Source organism: Helicobacter monodelphidis (assembly GCF_003288845.1).
Taxonomy (GTDB): Bacteria; Campylobacterota; Campylobacteria; order Campylobacterales; family Helicobacteraceae; genus NHYN01.
Genome location: NZ_NHYN01000004.1, coordinates 74,016 through 98,757, shown reverse-complemented (window position 1 = coordinate 98,757; position 24,742 = coordinate 74,016). Strand labels below are relative to the sequence as shown.

Sequence of the window (24,742 nt, the reverse complement as noted above, 5' to 3'; positions counted from 1 at the left end):
ATATTTTTTACTCTCTGAAGCCTTTTTTGTGCAGTTTTTGTGTAGAATGTAGAAAATGAAAAGGAGTGTTAAATGTCTTTATCTGTAGTTCTTACTCAAGAGGATATTCCTGTTATTCAAAGAATGGCAAATTGTATCCGCTTTCTAAGTGCTGATATAGTGCAAAATGCAAAAAGTGGGCATCCAGGCGTTGCTATGGGGTTAGCAGAGGTAATGAGTGTTTTAACATTACATTTGCAACTTTCGCCACAGAATCCAAAGTGGCTGAATCGCGATCGCTTAGTATTTAGTGGTGGGCATGCTTCAGCTTTAATTTATTCCTTGCTACATTTGTGGGGCTTTAATCTTCCACTGGAGGAATTGAAAGCATTTAGGCAACTTGATTCATTAACGCCCGGTCATCCAGAATATGGCATAACCGATGGGATCGAAATAACAACAGGTCCGCTTGGGCAAGGGTTAGCCAATGCAATAGGATTTGCTATGGCAAGACAATATGCAGCATCTTTACTGAACGAGGAGCAAGAAATTATTAATCACGACATATATTGTCTATGTGGCGATGGAGACTTGGAGGAGGGGATTAGCTATGAGGCATGTTCTCTCGCAGGGCATTTAAATCTTTCCTCGCTAATTGTAATTTATGATTCAAATCGTATTACTATTGAAGGTGATAGCAGTATTAGCTTAAGTGAAAATATCACTCAACGTTTTGAATCACAAAGGTGGGCAGTTTTTGAGTGCGATGGACATGATCCAATCGCTATCAATACAGCTATCAATGCCGCAAAAATCGCCAATAAACCCTCCTTAATTATTGCTCACACCACTATCGCAAAAGGCTCAAAGAATCTAAGCGGTTCAGCCAAAACACATGGTGCTCCTTTGGGAGCAGAAGAAATTGCTGCATCAAAGGAAGCAAGTGGCTTTTGTTGTGCTAATGATTCTTTTTATATTCCAGAAGATGTTTTATGGAAATTTAGAGTTTTGCAGGATATGGGAAACGCCTTAGAAAATCAATGGAATCTGAAACTCAAAAAAATGAGTCAAGCAAAAAAAGATTTGTTTCATCAACTAATTTATCCTGATTTTAATGCCATTACTTTTCCGCAATTCAATGAAGGGGAAATGCTTGCAACGCGTAGTAGCAATGGACAAATCCTGAATGCCATTGCTAAAACAATTCCGGGCTTCTTAGGGGGAAGTGCCGATCTTGCACCTTCTAACAATACACACATTCAAGGGGAAGCAGATTTTCCTTTGGGGCGAAATCTGCACTTTGGCATTAGAGAACACGCAATGGGTGCAATCACAAATGGACTTGCTAATTATGGACTTTTTCTCCCTTATTGTGCAACATTTTTTGTATTCAGCGATTATCTTGCACCATCAGTTAGAATTGCCGCATTAATGCGTGCAAAATGTTACTATATCTGGACTCACGACTCTATTGGTGTTGGTGAAGATGGAGCAACACACCAACCTATTGAACAATTGAGTCATTTTCGTGCAATGCCAAATCTATACACATTTCGTCCTGCCGATGCACATGAAAATGTAGCTGCTTGGAGGGTTGCTTTAAATTTAAATTCCCCCGCAGCCTTTATTTTAACGAGACAAAATCTTCCGGTAATGGAGAAATGCCTTGTTGAAAATGTGCAAAAAGGTGGCTATATTCTAAGGGGTGATGTGAATCCAAAAATTGTGCTTGTTTCCAGCGGTTCTGAAGTTTCTTTATCGCTTGAAGTTGCCCATCTTTTAGAACAGAATTCTATTGCTGTACAGGTCGTGAGTGTACCATGTTTTGAATTATTACTAGAAGAGATACATAGGGATAGGGAATATAAAGAATTGTTGTTTCCAAACCACTCTTTGGTAGTGGCGATTGAGGCTTCAAGGGGGCTAGAATGGTATGCATTTGCCGATATTTTATTTGGCATGGAAAGCTTTGGAGAATCTGCACCGGCAACAGATTTATTTAAGCACTTTGGTTTTGAAGCTTCAAATATTGTTGAAAAACTTTTGCCATTAGTCAATAATGAATAAACTATATCTATTTAGCAATGGACGCTCATTGCAATCTTTTTATAAAAAGAATGTGAAGAAGAATGGGGGTGGGATTCTACCTGAAGCAAGACTATGGGGTGAGTTTTTGCAATCTCTGCTCCTTGTCCCCAAAAAACGTTTGTTGCCCTCCTTTTTACGCCCCTTATTTCTAGCAAAAGCAGCAGAGGGCATAGAGACTACGAAATTAGGATTTGATTCAGCCTTTTTAAACTTTTTGGAACATAGCCATTTTATTTTTCCATTCTTAGATGAATTAGCAAGTGCGTTGGTTAATATAGAAGATATCCAAACCCATGATATTTATGATGAATATGGAGAACATTTAGCGATTATTCAAACTTTGTATCATAGTTATTTATATCTTTTAGAAAAATATAATTTTTATGATAAACTTAGTAAAAATGGAGAAATGTACACACCAATCATTCAACATTACGATTGGATTGAATTTTTTATGGAAGGTTTTTTATCTCGTTCTGAATGCAAGATTTTAGAAAAAATTGCCTCTTTTACTCCTTTATATATCCATACTTCTGTGGATAATTATAATCAAGAACATATTCAAGCTACAATGGGCATTCCTTTAGAAGTAGGCTATCGCCTTTTAATTCATTTTAATGAAAAAAAAATTATTAGTCGCCAACCTTTAAAACGTGATATTCAAATTGATGCCTATGAACTAAAAGATGCAATGGACGAGGTTGCTCTGAGTATTGAGTTGATTCATCAGTGGGTTGAAGATGGAGTCAGCCCTGATGATATTATTATTGTCTTACCTGATGAAAGTTTTGCACAATATTTAAAAATTTTTGATACTTATCGGAATTTTAACTATGCTTTTGGCGAAAAAATTTCAACCACCTTTGCCTATCAATTCCTTGATGAAATTTGCCAATATATCTATTCTCTAAATACAGATTATCTACCATATACTGAATATTCTTTATTGCAAAAAGAATCCTTGCAGAAAGTTATAGAAGATTCTTCTGTGCTGTTTTCAAAAAAGGGTTTGGGTTCATTAGAAAGTTTTATTTATATTTTACAAAAAGAAAAAAGTCTTTATAAAGTTGTAGAATATTTAGAAGAATTTTACTTATATACAAATGAACTAAAAGAACTTTTTTTAAATATCCCATTTGTTGAAATTTTAAAATTTGTCTTATTATATTTACAGGATAAAAGAATTGATGATACACAAGGTGGAAGAATCCGCGTTATGGGAATATTAGAAACAAGGGGTGTCGAATTTGATTCAGTAATTGTTCTAAACTTCAATGAAGGGCTTGTCCCAAAACCTCAAGAAAAAGATATTTTTCTTAACTCACTACTACGCAAAAAAGTTAATCTACCTACAAGAAAAGATAGGGAAAACTTGCAAAAACATTATTATCTATCTCTTTTTTCTTTAGCAAATAAAAGTGTAGTATGTTTTGTACATGATGAAAAAAAATCAGTCTCTCATATGGTCCTAGAACAACAACTTAAAAATGAAATCTCCATCAAGATTCACCCCATGCAAAATTACAAAAACCGATTGTTAGGGCAAGCCAGAGAACATCAACACATTATTCCTACAATTGAAGATTCTTTATCCAGAATTATTCGTGAGCAAAATTTTATTTTTTCATATACTTCATTAAATGATTTTGTGAAGTGTAAAAGAAAATTTTATTATGCTCATGTACAAAAACTCAAAACTAAAGAAGAAGTTATTATTGGCTCTATCATACACCATTTCTTAGAACAAGCCTACACCCATTACCAAACACCTGATGAAAGAAGGGCTTTTTTCTATCATCAGATTCAACAAGCAAAAGGTGATTATAGTGAAGTAGAATACTTTAATTTAGAACTTGCTGGACAATATTTAAAAGTATTTTTTGAGACAGAAAAACAAGATTATCAAAAAGGTTACAGGACTTTATTTTGCGAGTATCCTTTCCAATATAATTTAGAAGGGATTTGCTTTCATGGAAAAATTGATAGAATTGATAAAGCTACTGATGGCTCAATTATATTAATTGACTATAAGTTAAAGCAAAATTTTAAAATTGCCACTCAAGACTTACAATTTACACTTTATAAAATTGCAGCACAACAATTAAAAGAGACAGAGGACTCCAAAATTTCTGCATTCTATTATGATTTATATCATGGTAAAAAAGTCAGCGAAGATGAAAAAAATATCCAAGGATCTTACGAATTACTCCAAACCACCCTGAAAGAATTACAACAAGATTTAATCTGTTTTGATCTCACAGAGGAAAAAAAAGATTGCTTATATTGCCCTTATGCTACTTTATGCGATCGCGATTAAGATTCATCCTACCTAAAAAATCAAATTAAAGGATAATAATGTTTGTTGCAATGTATAGTATTTTCGTATTCATCGCTATCGGTTATATTGCGAAAAAGTTACACCTATTAGGTAATAGACAAAGTGGAATATTGATGGGTTTTTTATTAAATTTTGCTATCCCAGCACAAATTTTTAATGGTGTTTATCACGCTGATATTGACCACAATTTTCTATTAATTTGTATCATTTCTTTATGTAGTAACCTATTGGTAGCAATTTTATTCTTTATATTGGGTAAATTACTTGCGTTTAACAAAGGTGATATTATTGCTCTCTGTATGCTAGCAACGCTCGGAAACACTCTATTTTTAGGCTTTCCACTTGTTGAGGGCATACTAGGTAAAGACTATGCTAATCAAGTAATTATTTACGACCAATTTGTAACCGGTATTCCTTTTGCATTTCTTGCTCCCATCGTGCTTGCAATGGGTGGACAAGGGCATTTTTCTATATTTGGGGTGTTCAAAAAATTACTAAAAAATCCCTTATTTTTATCATTAATTTTCGGATTCTTGCTCCGATTTTTACCTTTTCATATTCCCGATGAATTTTTTGCACCCTTAAAAAGTATTGCACAAACTGCAATTCCTCTTGCTTTATTTGCGGTGGGTGTACAAATCGATTGGAAAGGAATTTTAAATTGGAAATTAACAGCCTTATTACTAAGCGGAAAGATGATTCTTGCTCCACTATTTCTTGCTAGTTTTGTGTATTTTACATACAATGAATTTCAAGATATTTGGCGTATGGCATTAATTGAAGTCGCAATGCCCCCACAAATCAGCGCCATTGCTGTATTATTACGTGCAGGATTTAATAGTAAACTTGCCTTGAATGCAGTCGTGCTGGGTATCCTACTAAGCTTTCTAACCATTCCTGCATGGCTACAATTAAGTTATTTTTTAGGATAAATTAAAGTTTGCTGGAGGAGTTTTTCTAAATTTACATCACCACCAAAATATTTTTCATAGATAATATAATTTGCCAGTACACGCATACCATAAAAACGTGTCTCCTCGTAAGGAATGAGCTCTAAACTTAACCATGGCTCATATTGGCGATTCTTTAAAAATAATTCCTCTTTTGCTAAAAGTTTGCGTAAAAATGTCGGACCCCCATTGTAAGCATAAGCAACAAAAAGAGGATGTTTGTATTCTTTTTGTAATTTACGGATATAATGGCGTCCCATTTCTAGTGCAATCTTAGGTTGAAATAAGTCATTATATTCAATGTCATTACGCCCCATTTCTTCAGCAAATGGTTTGACATAAGCAGGCATAATCTGCATCATACCCAAAGCAAAAGAACGAGAGATTAGAGTCGGGATAAAATGACTCTCCTGTCTAGCAATTGCTAGCACAAAGCTTTTTTGCTCTCTACTATCCCAAGAAACTAGATTTTCAAAAGGAACAATAAAGTAATTTATTGTAAATTTATTTATTTTTTGCATAAGAAAAGCCAATTGAGGCATTGTTTCTTGATAGGAGAAATAAGGAATTATTTCTGTGAGCTTTGCAACATCTGTCGTACTTAATTGAGTAGATGAAATATTTTGCCACACATAAGGATCAGTCGCATCAAAGGGTGGTTTTTGTGTAGAAATGGAAGGAAGGGAATGCACAATCTTAAAATTAGGTTGTTGAGCAAGTTTCTCAGCCGCAAAGAGACTAAAAATATTCACATGGTTACTAGCAAGAATCTCCTGTAAAAATTGCTGATTCTGGGTGATAAGATATTGCCACAATAGTGCACGATCAATAAAAAAACGTTGTGCTTTACTGTTTTGGACACGTTGCATATACCGCAAAGCTTTTTGTTTAGAACCAAATTGTAACTCATTCAAACCTAACAAAAAAAGGGTATTGTGTGGAGCTTGGATAATATCGCTGTGTAAAAGAATTTTTTTCAAGGGAGTAGAATAAGCATTCAAAGCAGCCGTATTTAGCATATTAAAGAATGGCTGATGATTTTGTTGACTTAATTTTTCAATCACAGGAATTGCTGATTGTTGTGATATTCTTTGTTTCTCTTTAAGGCTTAGGGCATCGTATACCATCGTAAAAACAACTGCATTAGCTTGTAAAATTTCCTGGTAAAATTGTGATGAACTTAAAATGCGAATCGCCGAAGAAAGATGAGGATAAGCATTTGCCAACTTATCAGCTATAGCTATTGACTCCTTTTTAGGCATTGTCTTAAAAAGCTTTAACTTGCCAACAGAAGCTAAAGAAAGACATTTCTCATCTTCTTTAAAAGCACGTTTAATATCCATTTTGCTACATTCTATATCTCTTGGCATAGGCTCTTTAGAACCCAATCGGTCAAGAACTTTATTTAAGTATGGATTTTTTGCATTTAAAAGTGCATAGGCGGTATGAATCTGCTGACTATTGAGTTGATTTTCATTAAGATATTGCCAAATATAAAAATCACGGACGATACCTTTAGGCTTATCTTTAATATAAAAATCAAAGAATGCTTGACCTTTGAGTGGTGCAACATTTTGCGATGCAACAGGCTTGATAATAGAATCCGCACACAATTGCACAATAAATAGAACAACTAAAACAACATACCTCATACACATTCTCCTTTAAATATCAATCAACCTCGCAATAAAGGGCTACTTCAATCAAAGATGTTTCATCAACAGCTTTATGAATCTTGAAGCGATAACCAAGATTCCAAGATTCGATTAAAGGTTTAATTTCCAAAAAGTCACTAGGTGAATGATAAATACTTAAAATCATAGCTGGTTTTTGTTGCACAATCGTTTGTTTTGCCCCTTTGAGAAATTCCATCTCAAAACCCTCAATATCAACTTTAATAAGGCTAACTTGAATATTATGTTCAGCAATATAAGAATCCAGTGTAATCACCTCAACTTCCTCGCTATCATTACCATGATGTGCAACAAAGCTTGAGGCACTTCCATTCAAATTAATATATATTTTCTCTGTTTTTGAGCCTAATGCTTTCTGTATGGGGATAATTTTGTTACTTTTATTAAGTTCTATAGTTCTTAAAATTTTTTGAAAATTCCCTTGCGTTGCCTCAAATGTATAAACTTTTTTGTTAGTGTACTCCTGTAAAACTATAGCACTATCGCCAGTAAATCCGCCCACATCAAGGATATGTCCTTGTGCTATTTTATCCAAGTGTTTAAAGAGGTGCATACTATGTTTATGCCAAAATACGCCCACTTCAAGATGAGAACTACTTACCCAATAACCATTATAAAAATACGCATCATCTGCAAATTTAATAATATTAGGATAAAACTCCCTTTGGATTCTGTAAATTTGGTTTTGTTCCTCTTGTGTGAGATTGAAAGTAAGAGTTTGTTTGGTAAGGTAAGAATATTTTGCACGTGCAAGAATGCGGTTGATAGTTTGTACGCTTTCTGAATCTAATCCTTGCATTAAGGTTTGGAGTTTTGTGATAATATGAGGGTCAAGGCATAGCACTTCGCCCAACTTACGTTCTAGCTGGTTACTAATAAACATTTGAATGCATTGACGACGAACACGTATACGCCCCTTCCACAAACGAACACCTAAAAAACGATAATCATTACGATAGAGCTCATCCCCAACACAAGTTAAACCCTCATTGATAGGGATTATCTGCAACAAAGGAATATAAAAAAGAAAGAATGACCACCGCTTAGTTTGTTGTTCTATAACAATACCTAAGAATTTAGAGGATATATTTCTACCCATCTATTTTAGAGTTCCTTTTTAATGCACTGGAATTCAAGTGATAAAAATGGTTTGTTGGTCCATTACCCTGCCCCAATTTTAAAGAATGCAAAATTGCTTGAAAAACATAATCTTTAGCATTTTGGATAGACTCTAACAGGGGATTATTAAGGGCTAAATTTGCAGCAATAGCTGAACTCAGCGTGCAACCTGTACCATGAGTATTTGTTGTTTGAATCTTCTCTGCACTCAAAACATAATATTCTTTACCATCAAAAAAAACATCATTAGCCCCCTGTTTACTATGCCCACCTTTTACCAAAACACTTTTTGCACCCATTTGATAAAGCATTGCTCCTGCTTTTTTCATATCCTCTTGGTTATCAATCTCAAAACCACACAATTCCTGTGCCTCCGGAATATTAGGGGTGAGGACATCAGCAAACTGCAGAATTTTTTGCTTAAAATCTTGGCGGTGAGCTTTTGGCATTAAAGCAAAGCCATTTTTAGCAAACATTACAGGGTCAATCACAACATTTTTAGGCTTAAGATTACGAAGATGATGTGCAACGCATTCCATAATTTCATCAGAACCTAACATACCAATTTTTGTTGATTCTGGAGGAATATCTTCAAAAACAGCTTGAATTTGGTCGCTAATAATTTGCGATGGAACATCAAAACTTGAAATCACACGAACAGTGTTTTCAGCAACAACACTCAAAACAACACTCATACCAAACACACCATGTGCACCAAAAGTTTTCAAATCAGCCTGTATCCCTGCCCCACCGCTACAATCACTACCAGCAATACTTAGTGCGGTTGGGATAGGCGAAGTCGAAGTATGAGTTTTCATATATTATTGTCCTTTATGGCTTATAAATTCTATTAAGGATATCTTTTATCCTTAATAGCAACATACTAACATTTTTTAGTAAATGGGGGTAGTAGACTTTATCCCCCCTGCATCTATACGGGGATAAAGAAATAATCAGTCCTATCAAATGGCAACAAAAGGTATTTTTAAAACTTCAGCCGTTTTAGAGCGATATTCATTAAAATGGGCAATATCTTCTTCTAAAGTATGCTCATAAGAAGGAATCATCTCTTGAAGTTTTTCTTTCCAGTTCTGTGTGTATTCCTTTGAAAAACAGCGTTCAATGACTTCTAACATAATTTCTACTGTCGTCGACGCACCAGGTGATGCACCCAACAACGCTGCAAGTGAACCATCACTAGAGGTAATCACTTCCGTTCCAAATTGTAAGCTTCCTCGACCTTGTGCATTGCGTTTAATGACCTGGACCCTTTGTCCTGCAAATTTACCTTCCCAATCTGATTTTTGTGCTGAGGGCATATAGACATCAAGCTTTTTCATACGTCCATCTTGACTCATTAAAACTTGCTTAATAAGATAGATTGTGAGAGGAACATTATCTATTCCTGCTTGGAGCATAGGAATCCAATTACTACTTTTAAGTGATAATGGCATATCAAGCCAACTTCCATGCTTGAGAAATTTCGTGTTAAAACCTGCATAAGGACCAAAAAGTAACTCTCTTTTACCATGAATAATGCGTGTATCAAGGTGGGGTAGAGACATAGGAGGAGCACCTAAAGAAGCTTTACCATAAACCTTTGCGTGGTGCTTAGCAATAACCTCTTGGTTTTTGCAAACAAGCCATAAACCACCCACCGGAAAACCACCATAACCTATTCCTTCCGGAATACCACTCTTCTGAAGAAGAGGAAAAGAACCTCCACCAGCACCCAAAAAGACAAATTTTGCCTTAACTTTTTTTTGCGTATGGTTTAGAGTATCTTTAATTTGCAAAACCCATTCATTTCCCTCTTTATTTAAATGCGTTACTCTATGATTTAAGTGAATTTTAAAATTCTCTCTTTTAGAAAGAGAATCCTTAAGTTGATGCACCATTTCACCAAAATCAATATCACTTCCTTCTGCCATATAAGTTGCAGCAACTTTCTGATTAGGATTTCGACCTTCAATCAAAATGGGTGCCCATTGTTTAATTTGTTCGTGATCTTGCGTATACTGCATACTTTTAAAAAGGGGAGATTTAGAAAGTAACTGAAACCTCTTTTGCAAGAAAGGAACATTATTTTCAATCACAAAACTGATATGAGGGAGAGGATTGATAAAAGTGGAAGGTTCTTTGAGAATATTTTTTTGAATACAATAGGCAAAAAATTCCTTGCTTAGTTCAAAGCTACGATTAATCTTTAGTGCCTTTGTAATATCCACACCTCCATCAGCAGTTTCTGGTGTATAATTTAATTCGCACAAAGCTTGATGCCCAGTTCCTGCGTTATTCCATACAGCACTACTTTCCAACGCAACATCATCAAGCATCTCATAAAGAGTAATCTGTAAAGAAGGTTGCAATTCTTTTAAAATCGTGGCAAGAGTAATGCTCATTATCCCACCGCCTACGAGAGCAATTTCTGTTTCCTCAAGGTTCATTTCAAACTCCTTTTGCAAAATTCCATTCTCTAAGCATAACTAATTTTACTTACAAACGAGGTTATTTTAAGAGAAAAAAGGAACTTTTTTAGATAAATATCCAGTTTTTAGCTACCCGTTCCTATAATACTATCTCAAAAAAGTATCAAAAAGAAACAGGTAACAATATTTATGGTCGTTCATACATTGTTTTCTCTTCTAAACGTCGTGCTTCAAAGCCACCACCTAAAGCCTTATAAATGCTTAATGCAGAGCTTAAGAGGTCAGCTTTAGCAACACTCAATTCTAATTGTACACTTAGCCATCCCCTTTCTGCATCAAGCAATTCTAAATGCGTTGTATAACCAGCTTCAAATCGTGTCTTTGCAATTTGATAAACTCTTTCTTGCGATTTTGCTTGTGCAATAATTGCATTCAGTCGCTTTTCAGAATTTTCCCTTGCTACAAGTGCATCTTTAACCTCAGAAAAAGCCTTTGCGATTGTTGCACGATAATTAATCAAAGCTTCTTCCTTCTTTGCTTCTGCTTCTAAAACACGATTAGAAGTCTTACCAAAATCATAGATTGGACCCTGCACGCCCAACCCCACACTTCCTGTTGTTGCCCCAAAGAGCTTTCCCATTTCAGACGAACTCAATCCTGCTAATGCAGAAAGAGAAAGTATCGGAAAATACGATGCCTTTGCAACGCCAATAGAATGATTTGCAGCTAATAAATTTTCTTCTGCCATTTTGATATCTGGGCGGTGAGAAATAAGCGTTGAAGGCGTTGCTAGAGGCACAACAGGCACATCTGATGGTAAAGATTGACTAATTCTCATCTCTCCTGCTACAATCTCACGTGCACTGCGTCCTAACAAAATGCTAAGAGAACTCACTACCTCACTTTTTTGACGAATAATTGCATATAGATTCGCCTTAGCACTTTCTAGTTGCACCTTGGATTGTTGCAAAACAATTTCTTCAATTCCACCCACTTGATATTGCTTCAGTCGATACTGATAACTTTCTTCATAGGTTTTAACAGTTGATTCTAAGATTTTTCTTTGATTTTCAAGATTCAAAAGTAAAAAATAAGTATCAATTACACCTGAAATAACACTCAAACGAACCGTTTCTTGATTAGCTGCAATTGCAAGCAATGAAGCAGTTGCAGCCTTGCTACTCTCTCTTACTCTTCCCCATAAATCTATCTCATAACTCAAAACAGCACTCAAAGAAAACGCACCAACGCTACCTCCGCCCATTCCTCTAGGGTCAGAATCTGCTGAATACTGATTCTGGGCAAAATTTCCGTTATAACCAATTGTTGGAAAAAAATCTGCATTTGCCATACCTAGCACAGCACGTGCCTGTAAAACACGAGAAGCGGCAATTGCATAATCTGTATTCTTACGCAATGCCTCCTCAACAAGGAGGTTAAGATTAGAATCACCAAAATCCTCCCACCATTGATTACTTAAAGCTCTATTACTGGGAGTAATACCCACGCTAAGGGAATGACTCCCATCAAGAGTTTCATAATTTGTGGGGGTATCTAAAACTTCTTTCTTTAACTCTGGAGTTAAAGAACAACCCGCCAACAATAGCCCAATAAAGGTATTCACTAGAAGATTTTTTTTCATCTCTATCCTTATCATGATTGCGTCGCTTTTTTGCCGCGTACAATATCATTGAGACGTTCAAATAAAACATAAAAAAGTGGGACAAAGAAAATTGCGATTGTAGAAGCCGCAGTAATTCCTCCCAAGACGCCTACCCCAATTGAATGTCTTGAAGCAGCGCCCGCACCAGAACTTAATACAAGCGGAATTACACCAATTCCAAAAGCAAGCGAAGTCATCACAATCGGTCTAAAACGCAATCTTGCTCCCTCTAAAGCCGCCTCAATTAAATCTTTACCTGCATTTCTTTGCTCCATAGCAAATTCAACAATCAAAATTGCATTTTTAGCAGATAAACCAATCAGCACAACCAATCCAATCTGGAAGTAAATATCATTGCTAATACGTGGGTCAATCAAATTCCCCATAAATGTGAATAAAATTGCACCAAATACCGCAAAAGGCACGGCAGTGATCACAGCAAAAGGTAATAACCATCGTTCATATTGTGCTGCCAAAATTAAGAATACGAAAATAAGTGCAAAAATAAACGCATTCATACTAGAACCACTAATTTGTCGTTCTTGATAAGAACTACCCGCCCATTCAATCGTATAACCTTCATCTAAAACTTCGTTTGCTACTTCTTCAATCGCCTTAATTGCGTCACCTGAGGTAAATCCTGGTTTTGGTTCTCCTGTAATCTGTGCTGCTGGAAAAAGATTAAAACGATTCATAATACTAGCACCTGTAATACGATTAAAAGAGAGTAAAGAACTTAAAGGCACCATTTCACCACTATTGGAACGAACAAAAACTTCATTCAAACGTTCAGGACCACTGCGATAAGAGCCATCAGATTGAATATAGACTTTATAAGGACGTCCATAAAGATTGAAATCATTGATGTATGCACTACCAAAAATAATTTGCATTGTACTAAAAACTTCGCTTACACTTACACCAGCGGCTTTTGCCTTTTCTCTATCTAAATCAACATAGAATTGAGGAGTATTTAAATCTAATCCTGTGCGTAAATTAGTCAACTCTGGACGCTGTGAAGCTTTTGCAATAATCGCCTGAACACGTTTATTTAATTCTTCATAGCCTGTTCCTGCACGATTCTGCACATAAATTTCAAATCCTCCTGTTATACTCAAACCCATAATAGGTGGCGGATTCAAAAGCATTACAATCGCCTCTTTATTTGTTCCCATAAACATACCGGTTAATTGCTGTGCAATAACTTGAGCGTGTGCCATTGCATCTTTCCTTTGATCCCAATCCTGCAACGAGACAAAGAATGCTGAAGCATCAGATTTCAAAGCTGCATTCAAAAAGTCAAATCCACCAAAGGCGGTCACATATTTAACATTTGGGTTTGCCATCAAGGTTTGAACAACCTCATCACGAACTTCAATCGTCCTTCCCAAAGAGGAAGCAGGAGGAAGAATAGCCACACCAAAAATAGTCCCTTTATCTTCTGGAGGTACAAGAGAACTAGGTAACCTTGAAAAAAGTGCATATGCTGTTGCAAAAATCAATGCAATAGCAAGGAGGCTTAAAAATATATGATGCAAAACAAAACGAACACCTTTCACATACATCTCTGTCGACCAATCAAAAAATTCATTAAACTTTCGCACAAACCAAAAAGGTTTTGGCTCTTTTTCTTTGATAAAAATCGTACATAATGCTGGAGTAAGTGTTAATGCGACAAATCCAGAAAGCACAACTGAAATCACAATAGTTACTGCAAACTGCTTATACATTTGCCCCGTAAAGCCACCCAAAAATGAGACAGGAATAAACACTGCCGAAAGTACCAAAACAATAGAAATAACAGGAGATACAATTTCACGCATCGCCTCAATGGTTGCATCTTTAATTGAAAGCCCTTGCGATCGATGGATTCTTTCAACATTCTCAATAACAATAATGGCATCATCAACAACGATACCAATGGCTAACACCAGCCCAAAAAGCGTAAGGAGGTTAATGGAGAATCCTAAAACCATCATTCCGGCAAATGCACCAATAATAGATACCGGCACGGCAAGCAGAGGAATAATTGTTGTTCGCATATTTTGCAAGAACAAATAAACAATGATAGCAACCAGCAAAATAGCTTCAATGAAAGTTTTTACAACCTCATTAATAGCGACATTCACAAACTTCGTTGTATCAAAAGAAATTTCATGGGCTACCCCTTGTGGAAAACGTTGTGCTATTTCTGTCAATCTTTTATTAACAAGCTCTGAAACTTCAAGTGCATTTGCACCAGATTGCAAAAATATCGCTACAGGAATGGTGGGCTTACCATTAAAACTTGCCTCAAAACTATAATTGGCAGCTCCAAGCTCAACATTTGCAACATCTTTTAAACGCAAAAAACTTCCGTCATTCTGTGCTTTAATAATAATATTACCAAATTCTTCAGCATCAACTAATCTCCCCTTTGTTGTAAGAGTGTACGTAAACATTGGTTTGGAGGCTATCGGTTCTTGTCCAAACTGCCCAGTTGCAAATTGAGCATTCTGCTCCTTGATAGCCGCCATAACTTCAGAAACAGTAATTCCAAAAGAGGCAAGTTTGTCAGGACGCATCCAAACACGGATAGAATAATCTTTGCTACCAAAAATTTGTGCATCACCTACGCCTTTTACCCTCTTTAAATCATCTAAGACATTGATCAAAGCATAATTGGAAAGAAAAATAACATCTCTTGAATCATCAGGTGAGTAAATAGAAACAATCTCTAAAATACTTGATGAACGTTTTCTTGCCGTAATACCTTGTTGCTGCACCTCTACAGGAAGAGTGCTCATTACAGATTGCAACCGATTGTTAACATCAATTGTCGCTAAATCTGGGTCAGTACCAATCTCAAAATAAACATTAATACTTGCCATACCGCTTGCTGTTGCCACAGAGGAAATATAAATCATATTCTCCACCCCATTGACGGCTTGCTCAATAGGTGCAATAACAAGATTTGCAAGCGTTTCAGCATCAGCACCCGGATACATTGTTGAAATACTCACTTGAGGTGGCGTAACCTGTGGATATTCCTCAATTGACATATTATAGATAGAGAGTCCTCCAGCAATGACGATAATGATAGAAATAACGGTCGCAAAAATGGGTCTCTCAATAAAGAATTTTGAAAACATTATTTGCCCCCATTGTCTGCTTGTACAGGTGCATTAGGGCGAATCATCATTAGGTTATTTAAGATTAATTCATCGCCATCTTCAAAAAGCCCCGTGACAACAAAATCTGAACCGATTGATTGTTCAATGCTAACAGGCACCATCTGTGCTTTTCCTTCCTTAAGCAAGTAGATAAAAACACCTTGTGAAGTTTGCAGAATCGCTTTTTGTGGAATTGTTGCAGCATTTTGAAGCTTCACACCCTCCACTCCAACGCGCACAAACTGTCCAGGCATAAGCATTTTTTTCTCATTAGGGACAATCGCACGTAATTTCACGCTCCCAATTGTTTCATCAATACGACTATCAATAAAGTCAATCACACCTTCATCAAGGACATTATTCATTCTGTCAAGAACCTTAATTTTAATCTCTTCCGTGCTTAATCCCCCTGAACGCATACGTGCAATAGTATTCATCAGGGTAATGTCTGCAACAGCAAATTCAATATGAATGGGTGCAACTTGTGTAATTGTCGTTACTGTAGAATTTCCACTAATACCAACATAAGTCCCGATATCCTGCAATTTCATACCACTCATTCCACTAATTGGGGCTGTAATTGTTGTGTAACCCAAATCTAATTCGGCTCTTTGTAAAGTTGCTTCAGCATTAGTAACATTTGCTTTTGCAGACTCATAAGCAGCCAACGCGTCATCTTTTTCCTTTTGACTAAGAGCTTTTTGCTCAAAAAGAGTGCTAGAACGTTCCCAATTTCTTTCAGCTTGCATCAAATTTGCTTTTCTCACCTCTAGTGCTGCCAATGCCTCTTGATATGTTGCTTGATATTTATCTGGATCAATTTTATACAGGGGAGTTCCTTGTTCAACATACTGCCCCTCTGTATAAAGTTGCTCCAAAAGCGTTCCAGACACTTTAGCATATACTTCAACCGTCCCAATACTACGCACTCTTGCAGGATATTCAAATTGCAAGGGTTGGTCGCCCTTAGAAATTTGCATTGTATTTGCTTTGATTGCCGGCATTTGTTGCCCAGCACCTTTTCCTGCAACTCCTTGTGCATTTTTTGCCTCCTCAGAGCCACCACAACCACCTAAAAACACTACGCCACATAAAAGTAGTGCTATATTTTTTTTGAATGACATCAATTTCATCGTCAACCTCTTTACTTAGATACCATAAACAAGGTACATTTCATTGTATTAATAATGTAAAATTTACAACATCAACGGCAAAATGATACATTATGATTCCTAATAAAGTGTAATTTAAATTACACTTTTAATTCTTACCTCATACCAGATCGTAAAAAAACGGCGACATTTTAAAGCATATTCCCTTAAAAATGAATTTATTTCTTAAAAAGATAGGTTTAAGCCAAAATAATTTTATTAAAATTAATACAGGATTAATTAAAAATAGGATAGAATGTCTGTTTGAAATTTTTATAAATTTTTGTCGAAAGGATTTGTTATGGCTAATCATAAATCAGCGGAGAAAAGAATCAGGCAGACTCTTAAACGAACAGAACGTAATCGTTACTATCGAACCCGCATCAAAAACATTGTACGTGCGTTAAGAGAGGCAATTGAAGCAAATGATTTACCTAAAGCTCAAGAGTGCTTTAAAGTTGCAAATAAAGACTTACACAAATTTGTAAGTAAAGGAATTTTAAGCAAGAATTCTGCTGCAAGAAAAGTCAGTCGTTTAAATGCGACACTTAAAAAATTTGCAATAAAGGCAGCATAATTTTAAATGTTTGCAAGTAAACTTCAGCCTTTTATCGACCGCTATTCGGAAATCTCATCGCTCCTTCTTTCTCCAGAGGTGATGAATGACATTAAGAAAATGACACAATTAAGCAAAGAACAAAGTTCTTTAGAATTACTTGTTATTAAAGCACGTGAATATCTGGAATCTAAAAAATGCTATGAAGACAATAAGTTGCTCTTTGATGATAAAGAGTTAGGGGACCTCGCCAAAGAGGAAAATAAGGAGATCGAGGGGAAGCTAGAGAGACTAGAATCTGAGATTAAAATTCTTCTTATCCCTAAGGACCCTAATGATGATAAAAATATTTACCTCGAAATTCGTGCAGGAACAGGCGGTGATGAAGCGGGAATTTTTGTAGGCGACTTATTTAAGGCGTATTGTCGCTATGCGGATACTAAAGGGTGGAAGGTTGAAATAATCAGCTCCAACGAAAATAATGTAGGTGGCTACAAAGAAGTCATTGCTCTCGTGAAAGGAAACGGTGCTTATTCGCGCTTAAAATATGAAGGCGGAACACATCGTGTACAAAGAGTTCCAGAAACGGAATCTCAAGGTAGAATCCATACTTCAGCCATCACAGTGGCAATTATGCCAGAAGTTGATGATGTTGAAGTTGTTATTAACCCCAATGATTTACGTATAGAGGTTTTTAGGGCGGGTGGACACGGCGGACAATGCGTGAACACAACAGATTCAGCAGTAAGAATCACACATATTCCAACAGGTATTTCAGTGTCGATGCAAGATGAAAAATCTCAGCACAAAAATAAAGATAAGGCATTGAAAATTCTAAAAGCTCGTATCTATGAGGCAGAACTAGAAGCACAGACCAGGGAAAACTCTGAGGCAAGGCGTACGCAAGTCGGCAGTGGCGATCGTAGCGAACGTATTCGCACATATAACTACCCGCAAAATAGACTAACTGACCACCGCGTTGGCTTGACACTTTACAGTCTTGAAGAAATTATGCTTAGCGGGAATTTTGATGGTGTTATCGACCCAATCGTTACCCATTTTCAAGCGGAGATACTGCAAGAAATTTCCTAAGGGCTGATAATTACATTTACTCAAACTATATTTACTTTAGTGCCATATTCTTGAATCCAGACATAAGAGGCTATTTTTGCCTTCACAATAACTGGAGTTTAAAAAATGATCGTCCGCCCACAACAAACCGCTTAAAACAGCAGATAGTACGATAACTAAGGCAAAAATTAATCGAAACATACTTTGCTCCTTTCTGATTATATCAGCAAACAAGCAAAGTTTATTCCATAGGATGGAGTAATCTACTTTCTATATTCATTACAGAAAGTATGCTACAATTTCATCTATTATTCTATAAAACTAAGGGAGTCAGAATGCGATTTATACAATGGGTTGGACTTGTTGTTTTGGCGATGGTTGCTTCTTTAAAAGCTGCACCAAATGATATTGATGCAACAATGGAGATTATTAGGCGCAGTGGGGCATTACCAACAATCAGCGTTGAATACATACAAAGTGACAGCAAAAGTAAGCCGATGGTGGCACGTGTCCATAAAATGCTAGTTGGAGATCTAAAGGTCAGTGGACATTTTAGTGTTCAAGAAGAAACTTCTCCAAGTAATCTTAATGCATTGAATTTTGATAAATATCGCTCCAATGCTGTTCATTTTGTTGCAAAAGTGAATGCAAAGTATGACGGAAAAGCAATCTCAGCTCAGCTATATTTTTATGATGTCAATAAAGGACAAGAAATTTTTTCAAAACGTTATAGTGTGGGACAAGATTCACATTATCCATTACTCGCACATAAAATGGCGGTTGATATTAATCAGCACTTGAATTTTCCTTCACTAGAATGGATGGAGAGATTTGTTCTTGTCTCTAAATATATTAGCCCCAAGCGAACACAAATCTTACTTGCCGACTATACCCTAACCTTCCAAAGTGTTCTTATTGATAATAATTTGCTTAATACCTTTCCTAAGTGGGCAAATAAAGAGCAAACAGAATTCTATTATACAAAATATTTAAAGCGTCCGACACTTTTTAAGTATAATATTCAATCAAAAAAGGAAGAACAAATCTTAAATAGCAAGGGTATGCTTGTTGTATCAGATGTCAGCAAAGATGGAAATAAACTTCTTTTAACAATGGCACCAACAAGCCAATCTGATATTTATCTTTATAATTTAGGCAATAAAAAATTGACGCAACTCACGCGTTATGCAGGTATTGATGTAGGTGCAAGTTTTGTTGGTAACGAGAGTAAGATTGTTTTTGTTTCAGATCGCTTAGGCTACCCTAATGTATTCACAACAGACGTTGATGGTTCAGAAAGGGTAGAACAACTTGTTTATCATGGCAATAATAGCAATGCAGCAACCGCATTTGAAGACTATATTGTCTACTCAAGTCGGACTTCGAGCAATGAATTCGCACCCAACTCCTTTAACCTCTTTTTAGCTTCCACAAAAAGTTCTGCTATTCGCCCCTTAACAGATGGTGGAATTAATCAAATGCCAAGATTTTCTAAAGATGGTAAATCCATTTTATATATTAAGCACACGCCTGCACAAAGCTCCTTAGGCATTATCCGATTAGATTACAATAAAAGCTATCTTTTTGCACTTCCAAAAGGTAAGATTCAAAGTTTAGACTGGTAAATTTATCTAAAAATACCCACCCTTCCTTTTTAGGGGGTGAAGCATTAGCCTTCCAGGCAAAATATTTGTTCACTTTCACAATCAATACGGATTTTTCTACACCGTAAATAAAGATTAAAGTTCTCCTCTCCAACACCAATTACTGCAGGAAGTTGCAATTCTGAAGCACGGATTGCCATGTGTGAATTTGCTCCGCCATAGCATGTAATAAGCCCAGCTATATTCTTAGTAAATAAATAATCATAACCCGGATCAGCAGATGGGATAAGGACAATTTTATGCATTAAATGTTCTGATGATTCTTGTGCGGTTTCTGCCGTAATGCTTTTTTGAGTAATAAAATTAGGAGAAATTTTTGAAGAATGAAAACTAAAAATATCTTCACCATCAATAATAAGTGGCGGAAGTTTAAGGGCTAAGGTGAGATTGAAATTTTCCTTATTAATTTTAATCTCATTTAAAAGTTTTTCACGTGGGCTGTCCTTATAAAGGCTTGAATATAAACCTAAAATACTTTTTATATCCACATGAGCCATATCTTCCACAGAAATATCTAAATAATCTCCTAAATCTTTAATATAGCTTAAAGTTTGTGAAAGCAGCTTTGAAAAGGCAAATTTCACAGATTCACGTCCCTCAATCACAATTTTAAAGAATGCAAATAATGCCCTTGCATCAATTTCTAAACCATTTTCCTTAAGGGCTTGATTGATGGCTTGCTCCTCTGTTTGCGTAAGGTTAAAAACAATCGGTATCGACGAGGAAGTTGTATGCTGCGTTAGTGAATGCTTAAAATAACTCTCAAAAGCTTCATCATAACGTGGCGAAAGAATATTATAACTCCCCGCACGCAAATGCCCATATTTAGCTAAGAACACTTCTTTATTGTGGGGTAAATTCTGAATATCATCAGTTAGCTCTTTACTAATTGTACGCAAGGAAGCAAGAAAATTTTGCCTTCGGCTAGAGCTTAAAAGCTTTGTTTCTACAAGTGAATTGAGAAGTTGCATTGCAATGAATGCTGCACGTGCAATTCCTGCAAAAGGCAAAGTTCCAAAACGTTTGCAATCCTCAATTAACCAATAAATCTTATCATACAAGGACAGTGAAGAACTTACAATCGAATGAAAACGCTCCTCTAATAATGAAGCACGTTGCAAATCCTTCAAGTAAAGCCCATTCTTAGGATTTAAAATTTCATTGGTTAATTCCAACAATGCAAACTCGATTCTTTTAATTTCATTCTGATTAAAGCCACAATCAAGAAGTTCTTCTAGTTTTTGAGGGGTATTCAAATCATAACAAGAATGCACAATTTCAAATTCAACTTTATCATGAAATTGAGGCATTCTCGCCAAAGAATCTAAATAAAAATTAACTAATTTTTGTGCAATTTCTTCATCAAGTTTTTTAGGGATAAAAGAATTAAAAGATAATCGTACATCAATATAAGGAACACCCAAGAAAGAATGCATAAGAGGATAAGAGCGCAAATTGCGATAACCATAATTATCGCGCTGGTATGCCCAAATATGATCAGTGATAATTTCTTTATATAAACTTAAAGCCAATGTTTTTGGCTTAAACCCAATCATTTCAGCAGGATTCCAGTCAGGCATAACACCAAAAATTGCCCGTTTTCCTAGAATATGTGGTAATTTTTGATTCAGGGTATTAATACGTCTACAAAGGCGCGAAAGGGCATTTTCTGTAACATAATGATAAAAATTAGGTTTATTTTCCATTACTAAAGGACGTACTTGCAAACAATAAAGCACACCATCTGCAAGAGCAAATTCAACATCTAAATAGGAGTGCTGAAAACTTTCTTCCAACTCTTGCATCATCATAATAATTTTTGCAAAAATCTCATTTTTTGGAGGTTGAGCATAGCGATAATGACAAAGGCTTTGTATTTCAGCATTAATACCACTTGTGATGCTATAATGAGAGCCACTTGTATCATAGCTAATTGTGTAGTAAGGAGCAGCATTTTCTTTATCCACGCTAAAGCAAACACCACAAAGTGAAATTGAAGAAAGCATAGGTTGAATAAGAATTTCATCATCAGCCAAAGGCATTGACTTTCCAACTTCCAAGATAGCTGATTTAACCTGAACAAAGTCATTTGGAATATTTGCAAGACTTAAGAATGCACCGGCATTAGAATGGTTTTGACTATCCTCTGATTTTGAAGAGCTACGAATAATCAAAAAATTTGCCTGAAGATATTGGATTTGCAAATAAACTTCTTTAGGATTATGATTGAATTCTTCTAAAGAAGTGATAACAAGAGGAAGAATCTTTGCACTTGAAAGCCGATGGTAAAGGGCTTTAAGATTTTGTGCCTTACTCTTAAAAGTGAGTGAATCTAGCATTATTCCCTACCCCTGTAAACTTTTGCACCCAACTGCGTTAATTTTTCCTCCAGCTGCTCATAACCCCGGTCAAGGTGATAAATGCGATGGATGCGAGTTTCACCCTTTGCACTTAAGGCAGCTAAAACTAAAGCACTTGATGCACGCAAATCTGTAGCCATCACATCGGCACCTAAAAGATGTGTCTTACCATGCACATTTGCACAATTGCCATCAAGCGTAATTTTTGCCCCCATTCTTTGTAGCTCATTCACATGCATAAAACGATTTTCAAAGAGTCGTTCAATAATTTTACTTTCGCCTTCTGCTTGAGTTGCTAATGCCATAAATTGTGCTTGAACATCCGTAGGAAACCCTGGATACTCAGTTGTGATAATTTCAAAGGGCTGAATACTGCTTAAAGATTCAATACTGATGGTATCCTCTTGTACATACAATGTAAACCCAGCTTCTTTCAATTTGAGAATAATGGCTTTGAGGTGTTCTGTGCAAATATTTTTAAGCGTGATAGCTGATTGGGTAATGGCTGCCGCACAAAGATAAGTTCCAGCTTCTATGCGGTCAGGAATAACATTAAAAGACGGAATATTAAGCAATTCTCTGTCACTTCCCTCAATAATAAGTTCATTAGAACCAATACCTTCTATCTGCACGCCAGATTCTTGTAAAACCTCACACAATTGAACAACTTCAGGTTCTCTTGCAGCATTTAAAATACGTGTTTTTCCTCGTGCAAGAGCAGCTGCCATCACAATATTTTCTGTTCCAGTCACGGTAATTTTTTCAAACTCAATCTCTGCTGCTTTTAGCCCTTGTGGTGCTTTTGCAATAATATATCCAGACTCAATATGAATGGTTGCACCCATTTTTTCTAAAGCTTTAAGATGTAAATCTACAGGCCTTGCACCAATTGCACACCCACCCGGCAGAGAAACCTCACAATGCCCAAACCTTGCCAAAAGAGGTCCTAATACCAGAATAGAAGCACGCATTTTACGCACAATATCATACACAGCCTTTGTTTGATTAACAGATGTTGTATTAATGCAAGCATTTCCCGCTTCAAAATGTGTTTTTGCACCTAACATATTAAGTAAAGTGATAAAGGTTTGAATATCCACAACCTGAGGAAGATTGTGTATATGAATGTCGTTTTTTCCCAGTAGTGTTACGCCCAAAAGTGGTAATGCAGCATTCTTAGAGCCAGAAATATGAACCTCTCCAGAAAGCCTTCCTCCTCCTTGAATACATAAAAAATCCATATTAATCCTTACTTTTTCTTATTTTTTTCACGACTTTTAATTGCTCCACCGATAGCGTGTTCAATTTCTTTTTTAAAATTGCGGTTTTGCACAACAAGAGCTTCGGAAAACTTTGCAACTTTATCAATCTCATAAAAATCTAGCAAAGCAAAACTTGTGATAAAACGTAAGCGCTTTTGGACATCTTCACCTTTTGGGTCTAGTCCTTCAAACTTTGCAAAATTTTTATTGAATGCGTCGAGTGCCATTTGCTTTTCTTCTTGAGTATTATCAGGGTTAATTAGGGTAAAAAGAAAATCAATATTCTGTAATTTTCGTTCAATTTTATTCGCCTCCATTCGAGCTAGCTTTAAATGCTGGAGCATAATAATTAAAGTGGCAATGATGACGGTTGGAACACCAACAACAGTAACTAATGCCCAAACTAAAACATAAAACTTTATATCATACATTCCCGCTAACCTTAATGGTATTTTCTGTAAAAATCATTAGTTGCCTCCACGAAACCATCAATACTACCGCAGTCATAACGTTTTCCTTGAAATTTATAAGCAAGCACCATTCCTTTCTTGCATTGCTCTAAAAGAGCATCCGTAATTTGAATTTCTCCATTTTTTCCAGGTGGTGTTTGACGCAAAATATCAAAAATGTCAGGTGTAAGAATGTATCTCCCAATCACTGCAAGATTGCTAGGTGCCTCCTCCTCTTTTGGTTTTTCTACCATATTATCTACCATAAAAATCCCTGAATCAATCTCTTTTCCACTAATGACACCATACTTATACACCTCACTCATCGCCACTTCTTCAATTGCAACAACAGAGCAACGATAACGTTCATAAACCTTTCTCATTTGTGCAAGAACACTTTCCCCTTGCGGATTGTCACATAAATCATCAGCCAAAATAACAGCAAAAGGTTCTTTTCCAATTAATGTCTCACCACTCAGAATTGCGTGCCCCAACCCCTTCATTTCAATTTGTCTTGTATAAGAAAAAGTACATTGCTGAATCAAAGAGCGAATCTCTGTAAGGTAAGATTCTTTAGAGCTACCCTTAATTTGTTGTTCTAATTCATAACTAATATCAAAATGATCCTCAATAGCCCTTTTTCCGCGTCCTGTAACAATTGCCATTGTTTTAATGTTTGCTGATAATGCCTCCTCTACACCATACTGGATCAAAGGCTTTGAGACAATCGGAAGCATCTCCTTAGGCATAGCCTTTGTAGCAGGCAAGAATCGTGTACCATAGCCCGCTGCCGGAAACAAACATTTTGAAATCATAA

Annotated in this window: 18 protein-coding genes; 6 read left to right on the top strand and 12 right to left on the bottom strand. The window is 36.1% G+C overall.

Features of this window, described 5'->3' with window-relative positions; all coding sequences use genetic code 11:
• Positions 1 to 72 precede the first annotated feature (72 nt).
• From tkt to CCZ01_RS03060, 3 genes are read left to right on the top strand one after another with little or no spacing between them, the layout of a single operon-like run.
• The gene (tkt, locus tag CCZ01_RS03070; RefSeq protein ID WP_112051767.1) at positions 73 to 2,046 is read left to right on the top strand and encodes a transketolase; all 1,974 of its coding nucleotides are present in this window, start codon (positions 73 to 75) and stop codon (positions 2,044 to 2,046) included.
• A gap of 28 nt (positions 2,047 to 2,074) precedes the next feature.
• Positions 2,075 to 4,384 (top strand): PD-(D/E)XK nuclease family protein, encoded by a 2,310-nt coding sequence (locus CCZ01_RS03065; protein WP_181566289.1) that lies wholly within the window; start codon positions 2,075 to 2,077, stop codon positions 4,382 to 4,384.
• A 38-nt stretch (positions 4,385 to 4,422) separates the two neighbouring features.
• The gene (locus CCZ01_RS03060; RefSeq protein ID WP_112051765.1) at positions 4,423 to 5,337 is read left to right on the top strand and encodes an AEC family transporter; all 915 of its coding nucleotides are present in this window, start codon (positions 4,423 to 4,425) and stop codon (positions 5,335 to 5,337) included.
• On the opposite strand, the gene CCZ01_RS03055 is transcribed toward CCZ01_RS03060, so the two are convergent.
• The 7 genes from CCZ01_RS03055 to CCZ01_RS03025 all read right to left on the bottom strand — a co-directional run bounded on the left by CCZ01_RS03055 (position 5,322) and on the right by CCZ01_RS03025 (position 16,545).
• Complete coding sequence (locus tag CCZ01_RS03055; RefSeq protein ID WP_258436497.1) at positions 5,322 to 7,007, bottom strand: lytic transglycosylase domain-containing protein; 1,686 nt, start codon at positions 7,005 to 7,007, stop codon at positions 5,322 to 5,324. The two genes, CCZ01_RS03060 and CCZ01_RS03055, sit on opposite strands and share 16 nt — an antisense overlap.
• Before the next feature lie 19 nt (positions 7,008 to 7,026).
• On the bottom strand, positions 7,027 to 8,148 hold the full coding sequence (locus CCZ01_RS03050; RefSeq protein ID WP_112051763.1) for an FkbM family methyltransferase: 1,122 nt from the start codon (positions 8,146 to 8,148) through the stop codon (positions 7,027 to 7,029).
• On the bottom strand, positions 8,141 to 8,986 hold the full coding sequence (gene thiD, locus CCZ01_RS03045) for a bifunctional hydroxymethylpyrimidine kinase/phosphomethylpyrimidine kinase (protein WP_112051762.1): 846 nt from the start codon (positions 8,984 to 8,986) through the stop codon (positions 8,141 to 8,143). Before thiD ends, CCZ01_RS03050 begins: the two co-directional genes overlap by 8 nt.
• 144 nt (positions 8,987 to 9,130) lie before the next feature.
• Positions 9,131 to 10,615, bottom strand: a complete 1,485-nt coding sequence (mqo, locus tag CCZ01_RS03040) for a malate dehydrogenase (quinone) (RefSeq protein ID WP_112051761.1) — start codon at positions 10,613 to 10,615, stop codon at positions 9,131 to 9,133.
• Between the two features lie 169 nt (positions 10,616 to 10,784).
• The gene (locus CCZ01_RS03035) at positions 10,785 to 12,239 is read right to left on the bottom strand and encodes an efflux transporter outer membrane subunit (protein ID WP_181566288.1); all 1,455 of its coding nucleotides are present in this window, start codon (positions 12,237 to 12,239) and stop codon (positions 10,785 to 10,787) included.
• 11 nt (positions 12,240 to 12,250) lie between these two features.
• The gene (locus tag CCZ01_RS03030; protein ID WP_112051759.1) at positions 12,251 to 15,391 is read right to left on the bottom strand and encodes an efflux RND transporter permease subunit; all 3,141 of its coding nucleotides are present in this window, start codon (positions 15,389 to 15,391) and stop codon (positions 12,251 to 12,253) included.
• Positions 15,391 to 16,545: an efflux RND transporter periplasmic adaptor subunit gene (locus CCZ01_RS03025; protein ID WP_112051758.1), complete on the bottom strand. Its 1,155-nt coding sequence runs from the start codon at positions 16,543 to 16,545 to the stop codon at positions 15,391 to 15,393. The genes CCZ01_RS03030 and CCZ01_RS03025 overlap by 1 nt, the downstream gene beginning before the upstream one ends.
• A 319-nt stretch (positions 16,546 to 16,864) precedes the next feature.
• Between CCZ01_RS03025 and rpsT the strand changes: the two genes are divergently transcribed.
• Positions 16,865 to 17,140: a 30S ribosomal protein S20 gene (gene rpsT, locus CCZ01_RS03020; RefSeq protein WP_112051757.1), complete on the top strand. Its 276-nt coding sequence runs from the start codon at positions 16,865 to 16,867 to the stop codon at positions 17,138 to 17,140.
• A gap of 6 nt (positions 17,141 to 17,146) precedes the next feature.
• Entirely contained in the window at positions 17,147 to 18,211 is a 1,065-nt protein-coding gene (prfA, locus tag CCZ01_RS03015) for a peptide chain release factor 1 (RefSeq protein ID WP_112051756.1), read from the top strand.
• Between the two features lie 36 nt (positions 18,212 to 18,247).
• Here the strand turns inward: prfA and CCZ01_RS10310 are convergent, their stop codons facing one another.
• A complete protein-coding gene (locus CCZ01_RS10310) occupies positions 18,248 to 18,391 on the bottom strand; it encodes a hypothetical protein (protein ID WP_181566287.1) in 144 nt (47 codons plus the stop codon).
• A 134-nt stretch (positions 18,392 to 18,525) separates the two neighbouring features.
• On the opposite strand from CCZ01_RS10310, the gene tolB reads away from it, so the two are divergent.
• Complete coding sequence (tolB, locus tag CCZ01_RS03010) at positions 18,526 to 19,815, top strand: Tol-Pal system protein TolB (RefSeq protein ID WP_112051755.1); 1,290 nt, start codon at positions 18,526 to 18,528, stop codon at positions 19,813 to 19,815.
• A gap of 44 nt (positions 19,816 to 19,859) precedes the next feature.
• Here tolB and CCZ01_RS03005 read toward each other — a convergent pair whose 3' ends face one another.
• Genes CCZ01_RS03005 through galU form a run of 4 tightly spaced genes read right to left on the bottom strand, consistent with a single transcriptional unit; the run spans position 19,860 to position 24,740 of the window.
• Positions 19,860 to 22,193 carry a PEP-utilizing enzyme gene (locus CCZ01_RS03005; protein ID WP_112051754.1) on the bottom strand — a complete coding sequence of 778 codons (2,334 nt, stop codon included), beginning with the start codon at positions 22,191 to 22,193 and terminating at the stop codon, positions 19,860 to 19,862.
• Entirely contained in the window at positions 22,193 to 23,455 is a 1,263-nt protein-coding gene (murA, locus tag CCZ01_RS03000; RefSeq protein ID WP_112051753.1) for a UDP-N-acetylglucosamine 1-carboxyvinyltransferase, read from the bottom strand. The genes CCZ01_RS03005 and murA overlap by 1 nt, the downstream gene beginning before the upstream one ends.
• Positions 23,456 to 23,463: 8 nt before the next feature.
• Positions 23,464 to 23,907: a hypothetical protein gene (locus CCZ01_RS02995; protein WP_112051752.1), complete on the bottom strand. Its 444-nt coding sequence runs from the start codon at positions 23,905 to 23,907 to the stop codon at positions 23,464 to 23,466.
• An 11-nt stretch (positions 23,908 to 23,918) separates the two neighbouring features.
• On the bottom strand, positions 23,919 to 24,740 hold the full coding sequence (galU, locus tag CCZ01_RS02990) for a UTP--glucose-1-phosphate uridylyltransferase GalU (protein ID WP_112051751.1): 822 nt from the start codon (positions 24,738 to 24,740) through the stop codon (positions 23,919 to 23,921).
• Between the last annotated feature and the right edge of the window lie 2 nt (positions 24,741 to 24,742).

What these genes read in the sequence shown, in the direction of transcription:
- mqo (WP_112051761.1), bottom strand. Translation starts at nt 10,615, where the DNA reads ATGAACCTTGAGGAAACAGAAATTGCTCTCGTAGGCGGTGGGATAATG.
- tkt (WP_112051767.1), top strand. Translation starts at nt 73, where the DNA reads ATGTCTTTATCTGTAGTTCTTACTCAAGAGGATATTCCTGTTATTCAA.
- CCZ01_RS02995 (WP_112051752.1), bottom strand. Translation starts at nt 23,907, where the DNA reads ATGTATGATATAAAGTTTTATGTTTTAGTTTGGGCATTAGTTACTGTT.
- CCZ01_RS03035 (WP_181566288.1), bottom strand. Translation starts at nt 12,239, where the DNA reads ATGAAAAAAAATCTTCTAGTGAATACCTTTATTGGGCTATTGTTGGCG.
- CCZ01_RS03055 (WP_258436497.1), bottom strand. Translation starts at nt 7,007, where the DNA reads ATGAGGTATGTTGTTTTAGTTGTTCTATTTATTGTGCAATTGTGTGCG.
- CCZ01_RS03050 (WP_112051763.1), bottom strand. Translation starts at nt 8,148, where the DNA reads ATGGGTAGAAATATATCCTCTAAATTCTTAGGTATTGTTATAGAACAA.
- murA (WP_112051753.1), bottom strand. Translation starts at nt 23,455, where the DNA reads ATGGATTTTTTATGTATTCAAGGAGGAGGAAGGCTTTCTGGAGAGGTT.
- galU (WP_112051751.1), bottom strand. Translation starts at nt 24,740, where the DNA reads ATGATTTCAAAATGTTTGTTTCCGGCAGCGGGCTATGGTACACGATTC.
- CCZ01_RS03060 (WP_112051765.1), top strand. Translation starts at nt 4,423, where the DNA reads ATGTTTGTTGCAATGTATAGTATTTTCGTATTCATCGCTATCGGTTAT.
- tolB (WP_112051755.1), top strand. Translation starts at nt 18,526, where the DNA reads ATGCGATTTATACAATGGGTTGGACTTGTTGTTTTGGCGATGGTTGCT.
- prfA (WP_112051756.1), top strand. Translation starts at nt 17,147, where the DNA reads ATGTTTGCAAGTAAACTTCAGCCTTTTATCGACCGCTATTCGGAAATC.
- CCZ01_RS03030 (WP_112051759.1), bottom strand. Translation starts at nt 15,391, where the DNA reads ATGTTTTCAAAATTCTTTATTGAGAGACCCATTTTTGCGACCGTTATT.
- CCZ01_RS03025 (WP_112051758.1), bottom strand. Translation starts at nt 16,545, where the DNA reads ATGAAATTGATGTCATTCAAAAAAAATATAGCACTACTTTTATGTGGC.
- CCZ01_RS03005 (WP_112051754.1), bottom strand. Translation starts at nt 22,193, where the DNA reads ATGCTAGATTCACTCACTTTTAAGAGTAAGGCACAAAATCTTAAAGCC.
- rpsT (WP_112051757.1), top strand. Translation starts at nt 16,865, where the DNA reads ATGGCTAATCATAAATCAGCGGAGAAAAGAATCAGGCAGACTCTTAAA.
- CCZ01_RS10310 (WP_181566287.1), bottom strand. Translation starts at nt 18,391, where the DNA reads ATGTTTCGATTAATTTTTGCCTTAGTTATCGTACTATCTGCTGTTTTA.
- thiD (WP_112051762.1), bottom strand. Translation starts at nt 8,986, where the DNA reads ATGAAAACTCATACTTCGACTTCGCCTATCCCAACCGCACTAAGTATT.